This window comes from Roseicella sp. DB1501 (assembly GCF_013112485.1).
Taxonomy (GTDB): Bacteria; Pseudomonadota; Alphaproteobacteria; order Acetobacterales; family Acetobacteraceae; genus Paracraurococcus.
This window is the reverse complement of the sequence record NZ_JABFHG010000004.1, coordinates 226873-240771: the sequence shown is the minus strand read 5'-3', so window position 1 is coordinate 240771 and position 13899 is coordinate 226873. Positions and strand designations below refer to the sequence as shown.

The window sequence follows — 13899 nt, the reverse complement described above, 5'->3', positions numbered from 1 at the left end:
TGCGGCGAAGCCAAGCAAACCGGAGGGTTGCGCCCGGCGTCTGAGGGGGCCGTTGATGGGCCACCATCAACGGCCACGGGTATCAGTGTGCCGGGCCGAGAGCGGCGTCGAGACCTGCTCCAGCGGCTTGCCCTCGGCGGCGAAGCCGAGCCGCCACTCGGTCGCGGCCGCCACCAGCATCAGCGTGGCGGCGACGAGGTAGCCCCAGAAGATGTCGAGGCGCTGGCCGCTCTCGATCAGCCAGCCGAACAGGGCCGGGCCGATCACGCCGCCCGCCGCGGTGCCGATGGCGTAGAAGAGGGCGATCGCCATCGCCCGCATCTCGAGCGGGAAGCTCTCGCCGACCGTCAGATAGGCGGCCGAGGCGGCGGCGGAGGCGAAGAAGAAGATCACCGTCCAGGCCAGGGTCTGCTCCCAGGCCGAGAGCCAGCCGGCGGCGAAGGCGCCGCCCGTCGCCGCCATCAGGATGCCCGCCAGCGCATAGGTGCCGGTGATCATCGGCTTGCGCCCGATGGTGTCGAAGAAGCGCCCGAGCAGCAGGGGCCCCATCAGGTTGCCGAGGGCGAAGGGCAGCATGAACCAGCCGATCTCATGCGGCGGGATGCCGTAGAACTTCGTCAGCACCAGCGCATAGGTGAAGAAGACGGCGTTGTAGCAGAAGGCCTGGCAGGCCATGAGCACCAGGCCGAGCACCGCCCGGTCGCGATGGGTGTCGAACATCGCCCGCCAGACCTCGGCGATGGAGGCGGCGCCGCGCCGGTGCAGCACCACCGCGCCATAGGCGGGGGGGGGCAGCCAGCCCTTGCTCTCGACCACCTCCCGCTCGATGCCGCAAACGATCCGGCTCGCCTCGGAGGGCTGGCCGTGCAGCATCAGCCAGCGCGGGCTCTCCGGCAGGTGGCGGCGGAGCAGCAGCACGACCAGGGAGAGCGCGCCGCCGACCACGAAGGCGGCGCGCCAGCCGATCTCGGGATCGACGATGGCGGGATCGAGCACCACCAGCGCCGCCACGGCGCCGATCGCGGCCCCGCCCCAGAAGGTGCCGTTGACGCAGAGATCGGTCGTCCCCCGGTAGCGCGCCGGGATCAGCTCCTGGATCGCCGAGTTCACCGCCGCGTACTCGCCGCCGATGCCGGCGCCGGTGAGCGCGCGGAACAGGGCGAAGCTCCAGAAATTCCAGGAGAAGCCGGTGGCGATGCTGGCCAGCATGTAGACCACCAGGGTGACGAAGAAGAGCCGCCGCCGGCCGATCCGGTCCGCCAGCCAGCCGAAGCCCAGCGCCCCGGTCACCGCGCCGATCAGATAGGCCGAGGCGCTGAGGCCGATCTGGCTCTCGGTCAGCGCCAGGGAGGGGCTCTGATGGATGGCGCCGGCCAGGCTGCCGACCAGCGTCACCTCCAGCCCGTCCAGCACCCAGGTGATGCCGAGGGCGATGACGACACGCCAGTGGAAGCCGCTCCAGGGCAGGCGATCGAGCCGGGCCGGCACATCCGTCTCGAATGTCTCGCCTGCCGTCGCACCCGTCGTCGTGCCCCCCGGCTTCCCGCCCCTTGTGGGGTCCGACGTGTCAGGCATAGGCGGTCTCCTTGGGCAGGGCAGATCCCGCCGGATGAAGCGGTTGCGCCATGCCCGCGGTTCCCGCCAGCGGGTCCCGCAGCCGCGCATGGCCAAGCGATGGCAGGCCGGCCTCCCGCGCGGAGGGAGGCGGAGCGGTCACGCCGTCAACTCCCCGGAGCATCCGGGCCCGATCCGGCGAAGGAGGCTGCTGCGAGTCCGCCTGCAGAAACGCGCCGCCCGCTCCCCCTTTGAGGCCGGGCCGGTCAGCCGGGACTTGCCCCGGGAACCGGCGGGCCACGGAAAGCCAGGGCCGGCGCCCCGATCCCGAAGGCCGCGAGATGGCGAGGTCGCGGCACTAGAGCGCGATCGCTTGAGGTGGAAACATCGAAAAGCGCGACTCACGCGATCAAGCAACGGCCTGGACCATGATCCGCGACCCTGTGTGAGCGGATCATTGTCTAGACGAAGGCCGGCCGCTGCGGATCCCCGAGCAGCCAGCGCCCTACCGTCTCCAGATGCCAGGGTGTCGCCTGCAGGTGCTGGGAGATGCTCATCGCGTCCCGGAAGCGCCGTTCGAAGGGGTTCGATTCCAGCACCGCCGTGGTGCCGGCGGCGCGGTAACAGGCGATGGAAACATCGGTCGCCTGCCGCATCACCGTGGTCGTGGCCAGCCGCAGCGCGATGCGGCCCTCCATCCCGGGCTCGCCGCGCGCGACCGTCTCGGCCCAGACCTCGCGCACCGTCCCCAGCAGGTACATCCGGGCGCCGCGCAGGCTGGCCTCGAGCTGCGCCACCTCCGATTGCACGCCGTGATTCTCCGCCATGGGCTGCGCCCCGGCGCGCGCGGTCTTGCCGCGGGCGAGGGCGATAGCGCGATCGAGCAGCCCGCGGGCGGTGCCGAGGGCGGTGGCGGAGAAGCCGGTGGCATAGCAGAGATGCGAGGTGATGGCGGTCACCGGCCGGCGGTCCTGGCGCGCCTCGAAGCGGTCGCGGGTGCAGGCCTGTGCCGTGGGGACGAAGAGGTCCCGGACCTCGTAGCTGTCGCTGCCGGTGCCGAGCAGCCCGATCGCGTTCCATTCCGGCGTCACCTGCGCCGCCTCGCGCGGGAACAGCACCGTCACATCCTCCGGCCGTCCCTCCGGCGAGAGACGCGGGTTGCCCTCGGGAAAGACGGCGGGCAGGTGCGCGCCGAGCAGCGTCGCATGGCGGTTGCCGCTGGCGAAGTCCCAGCGCCCGGTGACGCGGTAGCCGCCCTCGACGATCACCGCCCTGGCCTGGCCGTGCCGGGCGCCCCAGGCGAGGGCGCTGCGCGGCTCGCCGAACAGGCGGCGCGCCACCTCCGGCGCCAGATAGGCCGCGGCGCTCATGGCCGAGACATTGCCCTGGCAGACGCACCAGGCGGTGCTGGCATCGCCCATGGCCAGCGCCTCGCAGAGTTCGGCGAAGTCGGGCAGCGGCAGGTCGCGGCCGCCGATCTCGCGCGGCAGCAGCAGGCGCAGGAAGCCGCGGGCGTGCAGCGCCTCCAGCACCTCGGGCGGCAGTGCCTTGGCCTGCTCGATGGCGGGACCGGCGGCGGTCAGCATCGGGATGAGGGCGCGGGCCTCGGCTACGGGGTCGGGCTCCGGCACCGCCGCCCGGCGCTCCGGCGGCAGGGTGCCGGCTGCGGCTACGGCCATGAAGGCACCTCCCCTGTTGCTGCCGTACGTCGGTGATGGCGGCCGCGTCGGCGGTTGCGGCCAGCATGGGGCGGATCGTCGCCCCCGTGCAAGACGGCCGACCGCCCGCCGCGCGCGCCGCGCCTCAGCGGTGCAGCCGGGCCAGGCTGTCCGCCGCCGCCGCGGCGGCCATGGCCGTGGCATCGGCCGGCAGCAGCAGCCGCTCCGCCACCAGATGCGCCGCCGCCCGGCGCACCGCGGCGACATAGGCGCCCTGGTCCGGGTAGCGTTCCTCCAGCGAGGGACGCGGGTCGCCCGCCGCCAGGCGCTCCGCGCGGGTCGCGGCGAAGGGCAGCACGGCGCCGGTGTTGTAGCAGAGCGCGCCGGGGGCGAAGCCCTCGGCCCGCGGGTTCCAGCCGGTATAGGTGGCCTTCGGCACGGCGAGGACCGGGCTGCGCAATCCGGCCGCGGCATTGCCGTCGGCATCGACGCGGGGCAGCAGCACCGTGTACTCGCCCTTGACCACCGGCGGCATCGCCTCGGCATCGACCAGTTGCGCCGGCCCGTGCTCGCCGCGATAGGGCAGGCCGGGAATGGCGGGGTAGAGCCCCTCGGCGGGCTGGAGCGTGCCGTCGGCGTGGCCGGGATAGCGGCTGGCAGGGGGCTCCTTCCCCTCGCGCAGCCAGGCATCCAGCGCCAGCAGCAGGGCTCGCATCGGCGCCCCGGCCTGCAGCGGGTTCACCGGCAGGGCGCAGCGGTCGATCCGCGCGGCGACGGCCTGCGCCGCGGCGAAATGCGGGTGGCCGGCCAGCATGTAGGCCCGCACCTCGGGCGGCAGGGGCAGCGGGTCGCCGCGCGTGTCGGTGACCAGCAGCGAGGCCCGGGCGCCCCAGAACTCGTACTCGCTGTCGGTCTGCATGAGGCGCGGGCAGGTGTTGCTGGCCCGGCACCGCTCGAGCAGCCCGTCGCGGCGGCCGGTCAGATGGTCCTCGCTCGCCGCATAGGCGAAGGGGAATTGGTCGGCCGGATAGAGTCGGTCGCCATGCGGCGTCGGGTTGCGGCCGGGTTGGGCGAAGCGGGCATTGGTGAAGGTCCGGCGGGTGCCGGGGATATGCGCCAGCATGGCGCCATAGACCTGGCGGCCCTGCTCGTCCTCGTTGAAGCCCTGGTAGAGGTAGTCCCGCACGAAGCGCCCGGATTGCGAGATGCCGGCGAGGATGGCGCGCTCCGGCGCGATGCCCGCCGATGCCAGCGGGTTCCGCAGCCCCGGCGCATGCCGCAGGAAGGCGGCGATGTCGCGGAAGGCGGCGAAGGCGATGCCCTGCACCACCGGCTCCTTCGCGGTGTAGATCAGCTCGTAGAGCGCGCCGGCATCGAAGCCGGCGGGGCGGGTGATCTCGATCTGCCGCGGGCCGGTGAAGCGGAAGCCGAGATCGGCTGGGGTCTGCCGGGGGTCCTCGGCCCGGGCCCGCACGGTGAGCCGCGCCCCCGCCTCCGTCGCGACCGGATAGGTGAGCGGCGCCGTCACCGGGCTGCGGAGGTGGTCGAAGAGGAATTCCTCGCGCGAGAGGCCGGTCACCCCCGGCAGCACCGGCGCGGCCAGGCGCAGCCCCTCCCCCGGTGCGAGATCGGCCTGCCAGCCGATCCAGGCGAGGGTATAGCCCTCCCGCAGCAAGTAGCCGTTGCCGGCGTCCCGGCCGGCGGCAAGCAGATTCGCCGCGGCGGTGTCGTCCAGGAGCTGGCCGAGAAGCTCGCGGCCGCGATTCGGCACCTCGACCAGCAGGGCGCCGTTGCCTTGGCCGGTCGGGCGCAGCAGCACCAGATCCGCCACCGCCTCCACCCGCCCCGCGGCGTTGCGCGGTGCGATGGCGAGGTCGACGATGCCGGCATTGCGCGGGTCGGCGGGATCGAGGGCGATGGTGGCCTTGAAGGCCAGCCGCTCGTACTGGCCGGCCTTGCTGAACGTCCGGCCACCGAAGGCCGGGGCGGGCGGCCCCTCGGGATCGAGGCGCGTCACCTCCGCCCGGCCGCCGGCCGTCGCCGCGACGGTCAGCAGGCAGGCGGCGGCAAGGCGCAGCAGGGCTCGGCGCATGGACGGTCTCCTCCGGCGCGGGAGGGTAGGCGCCCTTCCGGCGATGGGGAATGCGGCCGCTGCCCTCACCCCGGCTGCCGCGCCCGCCAATCCGCCCACGTGAGGCGATAGAGGATGTGCGGCCGGGCGGGATGGCCCTCGGGCAGGCGCGGATGCTCGAAATCCGTTCCGCGCGTCATGCCGAGCTTCTGCATCAGTCGCCAGGAAGGCTCGTTGGCCGGCCGGGTGAAGGCGACGATCTCGGCGAGGCCGATCGGCCCGAAGCCGGCGGCGAGCGCCAGGCGAGCCGCCTCCTCGGCTAGGCCCTGGCGCTGCAGGCCGGGGGCGATCCGCCAGCCGATCTCGACCACGGACGCGCCGCCATCCACGTCCCAGGGTGGGGCGAAGGCGAGGTGCATCAGCCCGACCGCGCCGATGCAGCCCGGCGCGTCCCGCCGCTCGACGCACCAGAAGCCCCAGCCATGCGCCTCGATATGCCGCTGCAGCCGGTCCATCCAGGCATCGCTTTCGGCCCGCGTCATCGGTGCCGCGAAATGCCGCATCGCCACCGGATCGGCGTTGATGGCGGCAAGCGGCGCCCGGTCCGCCTCCCGCCAAGGGCGGAGGAGGAGGCGCGGGCCGGTGGGGCTCAGGGGCCTCGGCATGACCCGCAGCCTGGGTGCCGAACCGGGTCGGCGGCAAGCCCCCTGAGCAAAGGAGATCCCGGCGCGTTTCCGGTCGAAGCGATCTGCTCTAGTCTTGGCGCCAAGGAGGAGAGCCGATGACCAGCCCGATCAGCCTGGAGGCGATGGCCGCGAGCGTGCCGGATGGCGCGCTGCTGGCCCTGCCGCCCGACAATTCCCTGCCCTCCGTGGCCCTGGCCAAGGCGCTGGTGCGGCGCGGCGCGCGCGGCCTGCGGCTGCTCGGCGTGCCGGTCGCGGGCTTCGCCGCCGACATGCTGATCGGCGCCGGCTGCGTCGCCGAGATCGAGACCAGCGCCGTCTCCCTCGGCGAGGCCGGCTTCGCGCCGCGCTTCTCGGCGGCGGTGAAGGCCGGCACGATCCGGGTGCGCGACTGCACCTGCCCGGCGGTCCACACCATGCTGCAGGCGGCGGAGAAGGGCGTGCCCTTCATGCCGCTGCGCGGGCTGATCGGCAGCGACATCCTGGCCCACCGGCCCGACTGGAAGGTGGTGCCGAACCCCTATGAGGGGACGGGCGAGGATCCGATCGTCCTGCTGCCGGCGCTGCAACCGGACGTGGCGATCTTCCATGCCGTCATGGCGGATGCGGAGGGCAATGTCTGGCTCGGCCGGCGGCGGGAATGCGCCACCATCGCGCATGCCAGCAAGCGCGCCCTGGTGACGGTGGAGCGTGTGGTACCCGGCAATTTCCTTGAGGACGAGCGCCTCGCGGCCGGCACCATCAGCGCCACCTATGTCACCGACATCGCCATCGCCGAGCGTGGCGCGCATCCGGTCGCGCTGCTCGACGAATACGGCTTCGACGCCGCCTATGTCTCCGACTATGCCCGCATGGCGCGGACCGAGGCCGGCTTCGCCGAGTGGCTGGCGCGCGAGGTGACGGCGCCGCAAGCGGCACAGCGGGCGGTGGCCGCGGAATGAGCGACATCCGTCTCGAGGAGCGCCTGGCCGCGGTGCTGGCGCGGCTGATCCTGGACCCGGAGGCGCCGCCCGCCCGCCATATCGCGGTCGGCGCCGCCTCGCCCATCCCGGCCGCCGCCTGCTGGCTGGTGCACAAGCAGGGGCATCCGGTGCGCCTCTCGCTGCTGCACAAGCGGAGCGGCAACCCCTTCACCGAGGGCACGCGCGAGCTCTTCGACCTCACCGGCCAGGGCCGCATCGACCTGTTCTTCCTCGGCGGCGGCCAGATCGACGGCAAGGCGAACCTCAACCTGGTCGGCACCGGCGAATGGCCGGGCCGCAGCGTGCGCTTCCCGGGCAGCTTCGGCTCGGCCTTCATGTATGCGATGGCCCACCGGACCATCCTGTTCCGCGAGGAGCACTCGCCGCGGGTGCTGGTGGAGCAGGTGGACAACATCTCGGCCGCCGGCGTGAACGAGCCCGGCGTCTTCCGTCGCGGCCATGCCCAGGCGCTGGTCACCGGCCGCTGCGTCTTCCGCTTCCACCCCGACCGCGCCCGCTTCTCGCTGCAGAGCCTGCATCCGGGCGAGACGGTGGAGAGCATCCGCGAGGCGACCGGCTTCGCCTTCGACGTCCCGGAGACGGTGCCGCAGACGCCCGACCCGACGCCCGCGGAGCTGGCGCTGCTGCGCGGCCCGGTTTGCGACGAGATGCTCGAGACCTATCCGGAGTTCTGTGCCCGCGTGTTCGACAGGAAGGCTGCCGCATGACCGACGCTCTGCCCACCACCGAAGGCAAGGGCCTCGCGCGTTCCGCCGGGGCGCTGGCCGGCCTGCGGGTGATCGATCTCACCCGCGTGCTCGGCGGCCCCTATTGCACCATGGTGCTGTCCGACCACGGCGCCGATGTCATCAAGCTCGAGCCGCCGCAGGGCGACGAGGTGCGCGACTGGGGCCCGCCCTTCGATTCCGCCGGCGATGCCAGCTACTTCCTCGGCGTGAACCGCAACAAGCGCTCGGTCGGGCTCGACCTCTCCAAGCCGGAAGGCCGCGAGGTGCTGCTGCGCCTGCTCGAGGGCGCGGATGTGCTGATCGAGAATTTCAAGCCCGGCAGCATGGAGAAATGGGGCCTCGGCTACGAGCAGGTGCTGAAGGCGCGCTTCCCGCGCCTGGTGCATTGCCGCGTCTCGGGCTTCGGCGGCACCGGCCCGCTCGGCGGCTTCCCCGGCTATGACGCCGTGCTGCAGGCGATGACCGGGCTGATGTCGATCAACGGCACCGAGACCAGCGGCCCGACCCGCCTCGGCAACCCGATCGTCGACATCGCCACCGGCCTGTTCAGCGCCATCGGCATCCTGATGGCGCTGCAGGAGCGGGAGAAGAGCGGCCTCGGCCAGTATGTCGACATGACGCTGCATGATTGCGGCATGGCGCTGCTGCACCCGCATGCCGCCAATTACTTCCTGAACGGCAAGCGGCCGAAGCCGACCGGCAACCCGCACCCGAACCTCGCGCCCTACTCCAAGTTCAAGACCAAGACCTGCGAGATCTTCGTCGCCGCCGGCAATGACCCGGCCTTCCGGAGGTTCTGCGACTTCCTCGGTTTCCCGGAGGTGGCGAAGGATCCGCGTTTCGCCACCAACGGCGCCCGCGTCACCAACCGCGACGCGCTGACCGAGATCCTCGAGAAGCGCTTCGCCGAGGAGGACGGGCATGCCCTGACCCGGCGCATGCTCGCCGCCGGCCTGCCCGCCGGCCCGGTGCTGCATGTCGACGAGGCGATGGCGGCCGAGCACACGGCGCACCGCGCCATGGTGACGGAGCTCGGCGATTACCGGGGCCTCGGGACGCCGATCAAGCTCTCGCGCACCCCGGGCGGCACCCGCGCCGAGCCGCCGCGCTTCGCGGAGCACACGGATGCGGTGCTGGCGGCCCGTGGCTTCTCGGCCGAGGAGCTGAAGGCGCTGCGCGCGAGCGGCGTGCTGGTGGAGCAGCGGCGCCGCTGACCGCTGCTGCCTGGGGGCGCCCCGAGGGGGTGCCCTTGGAGGCGCCCCCGGGGTCGCCCCTGAGGCGCGCCCGGCCCGGAGGATGGGCCGGGTCCGGCGACCGCCGCCGCCGCCATGTTACCGGATGGCAAGCGGGGATTGCGTCGCGTGGCGGCGGGGTTTGCCGGCTTGCGCCCGGCGCGGCCTCCCGGTCTAATGCCCGCCATCCAGGAATGTCTCGCCGCCAGAGCCCCGTAACGGGCCCATCACGCGGCACAGGGAGGTTGCATGCAGCGTCGCAGCGGGCCGCAAACGCGGTTCCGACCCACGCCCGATCCCGCGCCTCGGCGCGACCGCCGGGGCTGAGCCGCCGCATGGCCCTGCTCGAGGTCCAGGATATCGTCATCCGCTTCGGTGGCGTCACCGCCGTCGCGGGCGTCTCCTTCGAGGTCGAGGAACGCCAGATCTGCGGGCTGATCGGCCCGAACGGCGCCGGCAAGACCACCACCTTCAATTGCATCAGCGGCATCTACCGGCCGAATTCCGGCCGCGTCCGCTTCGCCGGCCAGGACATCACCGGCGAGCCGCGGCATCGCATGACCGGCTTCGGAATCGGCCGCACCTTCCAGAACCTGGCGCTGTTCCGCAGCATGACGGTGCGGGAGAACGTGCTGGCCGGGGCGCATTCCGCGGGCCACAGCGGTTTCCTCGCCAGCGCCCTCGCCCTGCCGCAGGTGCGGCGCGAGGCGGCGGAGGCGGAGCGACGGGCGAACGAGCTGCTGGCGCTGCTCGATCTCGGCCGGGTCGCCGAGGCCCCGGTCGCCGACCTGCCCTTCGGCTGGCAGAAGCGCGTCGAGATGGCACGGGCGCTGATCAGCCGGCCCAAGCTACTGCTGCTCGACGAGCCGGCGGGCGGCCTGAACCACGGCGAGGTGGACGAGCTGGCCGAGCTGCTGCGCGAGGTGCGGCGCAACTTCAACCTCGCGATCCTGCTGGTCGAGCACCATATGAGCCTCGTCATGCGCGTCTCCGACAAGGTGGTCGCGCTCGACTTCGGCAAGAAGATCGCCGATGGCACGCCCGAACAGGTGCGCAGCGATCCGGAGGTGATCCGAGCCTATCTCGGCGGCGGGGACGACCATGCCGACGCTGCTTGAGGTCAAGGGCCTGAAGGCCGGCTACGGCCCGACGCATGTGCTGCACGGGCTCGACTTCCGGGTGGACGAGGGCGGGGTGACCGCGCTGCTCGGCGCCAACGGCGCGGGCAAGACGACGACGCTGCGCGCCATCTGCGGCATGGTCCGCACCGAGGGGGCGATCGACTTCCTCGGCCAGACGCTGCAGGGCCGGGCCACCGAGGACATCGTGCGGCGCGGCATCGCGCATGTGCCGGACGGCCGCGGCACCTTCATGGAGCTGACGGTCGAGGAGAATTTCCGCCTCGGCGCCTATACGCGGCGCGACCGCGAGATCCAGGCGGATTTCGACCGGCTCTGCGGCTGGTTCCCCCGCCTGAAGCAGCGCTGGCGGCAGCAGGCCGGCACCCTCTCGGGCGGCGAGCAGCAGATGCTCGCCATCGCCCGCGCCCTGCTGCTGCGGCCCAAGCTACTGCTGCTGGACGAACCGAGCTTCGGCCTGGCGCCGCTCATCGTGCAGGAGATCTTCGGCATCATGCGGCGCATCCGCGCCGAGGCCGGGGTCGGCATCCTGCTGGTCGAGCAGAACGCCAACCTCGCGCTCGAGCTCGCCGATCTCGCCTATCTGCTCGAGACCGGCTCCATCGTCATGTCCGGCATCGCCGCCGAGATCCGCCAGGACGAGGCGATCCGGCGGTCCTATCTCGGCTATTAGCCCCTTCGGCTGCCACGGAGTTCGGGAATGGACGGCCTCGCGCACCAGATCGTCGCCGGCATCGCCACGGGCGGCATCTACGCCTCCGTGGCGCTCGCCATCGTCATGATCTACCAGGCGACGCATCACGTGAACTTCGCCCAGGGCGAGATGGCGACGCTGTCGACCTTCATCGCCTGGAGCATGATCCAGGCCGGCATGCCCTACTGGGTGGCCTTCTTCGGCACCATCGTCGTCTCCTTCGCGATCGGGGTGGTGGTCGAGCGGATCCTGATCCGGCCGGTGGCGAATGCGCCGGTGCTGACCATGGTCGGCGTCTTCATCGGGTTGCTGCTCATCATCGGCAACGCCACGGGCTGGATCTTCGGCTACACCACCAAGGTCTTCCCCAGTCCCTTCGCCAGCGACAGGCCGCTCTTCGGCGGCCTGGTCTCCGCGCATGAGCTCGGCAGCACCCTGGTGACATTGGCCGTGCTGACGCTGGTCTGGGCCTTCTTCCGCTTCACCCGGCTCGGCCTCGCCATGCGCGCCGCCGCCTATAACCCGCGCTCGGCGCGACTCGTCGGCATCCGGGTCGGCTGGATGCTGGCGCTCGGCTGGGGCATGGCGGCGGCGATCGGCGCGGTCGCCGGCATGATGGTGGCGCCTGTCGTCTTCCTCGACCCGACCATGATGCTCGGCATCCTGCTCTATGCCTTTGCCGGCGCCCTGATGGGCGGCATCGACAACCCGGCCGGCGCGGTGCTCGGCGGCTTCTCGGTCGGCGTGCTGGAGAACCTGGCCGGAGCTTATGTGGTCGGCACCGAGCTGAAGCTGACCGTCGCGCTGGCGATCATCATCGGCGTACTGGTCGTGCGTCCGTCCGGCCTGTTCGGCCGCGTCGTCCTGAGCCGGGTGTGAGGTGAGCATGAGCGCGAGCAAGGGTCTGAACCCCGAGGCCGCCATCGGCCCCATCGCCGCCCCGGTCGCGACCCCAGCCTGGCAGCGGGGGCTCTATCTGCTGATCGGCCTCTGCCTCGCCATCGCGCCGCTGTTTCTGCTGGAGAGCTTCCACCTCTTCCAGCTCACCATGGCGGTGATCATGGCGCTGGCGGTGCTCGGGCTGAACATCGTCTGCGGCTATAACGGCCAGATCAGCCTCGGCCATGGCGCCTTCTTCGCGGTCGGCGCCTATGCCACCGCGATCCTGATGTCGCATTTCGACTGGTCCTTCTGGGCGACGCTGCCGGTCTCGGCCGTGGTCTGCGGCATCATCGGCTACGGCATCGGCTTCCCGGCGCTGCGGCTCGCCGGCCATTACCTGGCGCTGACCACCTTCTCGCTCGCCGTCGCGGTGCCGCAGATCCTCAAGCACAAGTCGATCGAGGACTGGACGGGCGGCGTGCAGGGGCTGTTCCTGGTCAAGCCGGATCCGCCGGCCGGGCTGCCGCTCTCGCCCGACCAGTGGATGTACGTGGTGACCCTTATCGTCGCCGGGGTCTGCTTCCTGCTGGCCTGGAACCTCATCCGCAGCCGCATCGGCCGGGCCCTGATCGCCACGCGCGACAACCCGACGGCGGCCGAGGCGATGGGGATGAACATCGCCTCCCTGAAGACCCGCGCCTTCGCCGTCAGCGCCATGATCACCGGCATCGCCGGCTCGCTCTCGGCAGTGGCGATCGAGTTCGTGGCGCCCGACAGCTTCAGCATCTTCGTCTCCATCACCCTCTTCGTCGGCATGGTGGTGGGCGGCGTCGCCTCCATCCTCGGCTCGCTCTTCGGCGGGCTCTTCGTGCTCTTCGTGCCGAACATCGCGGAAGCGATCAGCAAGGCGGCGCCGGGCGTGATCTACGGCGTCATCCTCATCCTCTTCCTCTTCCTGCTGCCCGGCGGCTTCGCCGGCCTGATCCGGAGCATCGGGCACCGGCTGCGCAGCCGCAGCTAACCAAGGGACTGACCACCCGCATGACCACCTCGCGCCGCATCCTCCTCGCCGGCTCCGCCGCGCTTCTTGCCGCACCGCGCCTGGTGCGGGCCGAGGAGAGCCCCGGCGTCACCGCGACGGAGCTGCGCATCGGCACCACCTACGCCCTATCCGGCCCCGCCTCGGCCTATTCGCTCATCCCGAAATGCGTGACCGCCATGGTCAAGCGGCTGAACGAGGAGGGCGGTATCGCCGGGCGGAAGATCAACTTCCTCGTCTATGACGACGCCTACAGCCCGCCCCGGACGCTGGAGCAGACGCGGCGGCTGGTGGAGCAGGACAAGGTCGCCTTCCTCTTCAACAACCTCGGCACGCCGACCAACAGCGCCATCCACCGCTACGTCAACCAGCGCAAGGTGCCGCACCTGTTCCTGGCGACGGGCGCCGACAAATGGGCCGAGCCGAAGCAGTATCCCTGGACCATCGGCTGGCAGCCCAGCTACCGGACCGAGGCGCAGATCTACGCCAAGCACATCCTGGAGCAGAAGCCCGAGGCGAAGATCGGCCTGCTCTATCAGAACGACGATTTCGGCAAGGACTACGTCAATGGCGTGAAGGACGTGCTCGGCCCGCGCTTCGATGCGATGGTCAAGACCGCCTCGCACGAAGCCACCGACGCGACCGTGGACAGCCAGCTCGTCTCCCTCCAGGCGGCGGGTTGCGACGCGCTGGTCTGCGGCATCATCCCGCGCTTCGCCTCGCAGGCCATCCGCCGGGTCTTCGACCTGAACTGGAAGCCGATGATGTTCATGAGCAACGTCTCGGTCTCCGGCTCGGTGGTCATCGAGCCGGCGGGGAAGGAGAAGGCGATCGGCCTGATCACCTCCGACTACCGCAAGGACCAGAGCGATCCCTCCTGGGCGGATGATCCGGGCATGAAGGAATGGCGCGACTTCATGGCGCGCTACATCCCGGATGGCGAGCTCGGCGACAACAACTACACCTATGCCTATGGCGTCGGCCTGACCCTGTTCCAGGTGCTGCGCCAGTGCGGCAACGACTTCTCGCGCGGGAACGTCATGAAGCAGGCGACAAGCCTGCAGCCGATGGCGCTGCCGACCCTGCTGCCCGGCATCATGGTCAGCACCAGCCCCGACAATTACCGCCCGATCCGCCACATGCAGCTGCAGCGCTGGGACGGCCGCGGCTGGGTCCGCTTCGGCAAGGTGATCGAGGGCGCGGAGGTCTAGCCCCAGGCCAGCCGGCCGCGCCCCA

Annotated in this window: 12 protein-coding genes; 8 read left to right on the top strand and 4 right to left on the bottom strand. The window is 71.4% G+C overall.

Translation table 11 applies throughout. The features are described 5' to 3' along the window. Positions 1 to 66: 66 nt before the first annotated feature. From HJG45_RS10090 to HJG45_RS10075, 4 genes are all read right to left on the bottom strand, one after another. A complete protein-coding gene (locus tag HJG45_RS10090; RefSeq protein ID WP_171612003.1) occupies positions 67 to 1575 on the bottom strand; it encodes an MFS transporter in 1509 nt (502 codons plus the stop codon). A 440-nt stretch (positions 1576 to 2015) separates the two neighbouring features. Beyond that, a complete protein-coding gene (locus tag HJG45_RS10085; protein ID WP_171612002.1) occupies positions 2016 to 3233 on the bottom strand; it encodes an acyl-CoA dehydrogenase family protein in 1218 nt (405 codons plus the stop codon). 124 nt (positions 3234 to 3357) lie between these two features. Then, positions 3358 to 5304, bottom strand: coding sequence for an alpha/beta hydrolase domain-containing protein (locus HJG45_RS10080; RefSeq protein ID WP_171612001.1), 1947 nt, complete (start codon positions 5302 to 5304; stop codon positions 3358 to 3360). Between the two features lie 65 nt (positions 5305 to 5369). Continuing rightward, entirely contained in the window at positions 5370 to 5948 is a 579-nt protein-coding gene (locus tag HJG45_RS10075) for a GNAT family N-acetyltransferase (protein ID WP_171612000.1), read from the bottom strand. Positions 5949 to 6064: 116 nt separating this feature from the next. Between HJG45_RS10075 and HJG45_RS10070 the strand changes: the two genes are divergently transcribed. From HJG45_RS10070 to HJG45_RS10035, 8 genes are all read left to right on the top strand, one after another. Further along, entirely contained in the window at positions 6065 to 6907 is an 843-nt protein-coding gene (locus tag HJG45_RS10070; RefSeq protein ID WP_171611999.1) for a CoA transferase subunit A, read from the top strand. Continuing rightward, entirely contained in the window at positions 6904 to 7656 is a 753-nt protein-coding gene (locus HJG45_RS10065) for a CoA-transferase (protein WP_171611998.1), read from the top strand. The genes HJG45_RS10070 and HJG45_RS10065 overlap by 4 nt, the downstream gene beginning before the upstream one ends. Further along, the gene (locus HJG45_RS10060; RefSeq protein ID WP_171611997.1) at positions 7653 to 8891 is read left to right on the top strand and encodes a CaiB/BaiF CoA-transferase family protein; all 1239 of its coding nucleotides are present in this window, start codon (positions 7653 to 7655) and stop codon (positions 8889 to 8891) included. The genes HJG45_RS10065 and HJG45_RS10060 overlap by 4 nt, the downstream gene beginning before the upstream one ends. A 353-nt stretch (positions 8892 to 9244) precedes the next feature. Continuing rightward, positions 9245 to 10027, top strand: coding sequence for an ABC transporter ATP-binding protein (locus tag HJG45_RS10055; RefSeq protein ID WP_171611996.1), 783 nt, complete (start codon positions 9245 to 9247; stop codon positions 10025 to 10027). Then, positions 10011 to 10721, top strand: a complete 711-nt coding sequence (locus HJG45_RS10050) for an ABC transporter ATP-binding protein (protein WP_171611995.1) — start codon at positions 10011 to 10013, stop codon at positions 10719 to 10721. The genes HJG45_RS10055 and HJG45_RS10050 overlap by 17 nt, the downstream gene beginning before the upstream one ends. A 27-nt stretch (positions 10722 to 10748) precedes the next feature. Continuing rightward, on the top strand, positions 10749 to 11621 hold the full coding sequence (locus HJG45_RS10045; RefSeq protein WP_171611994.1) for a branched-chain amino acid ABC transporter permease: 873 nt from the start codon (positions 10749 to 10751) through the stop codon (positions 11619 to 11621). A 7-nt stretch (positions 11622 to 11628) separates the two neighbouring features. Next, the gene (locus HJG45_RS10040) at positions 11629 to 12645 is read left to right on the top strand and encodes a branched-chain amino acid ABC transporter permease (RefSeq protein ID WP_171611993.1); all 1017 of its coding nucleotides are present in this window, start codon (positions 11629 to 11631) and stop codon (positions 12643 to 12645) included. 20 nt (positions 12646 to 12665) lie between these two features. After that, positions 12666 to 13874, top strand: coding sequence for an ABC transporter substrate-binding protein (locus HJG45_RS10035; RefSeq protein ID WP_171611992.1), 1209 nt, complete (start codon positions 12666 to 12668; stop codon positions 13872 to 13874). Positions 13875 to 13899: the final 25 nt, after the last annotated feature.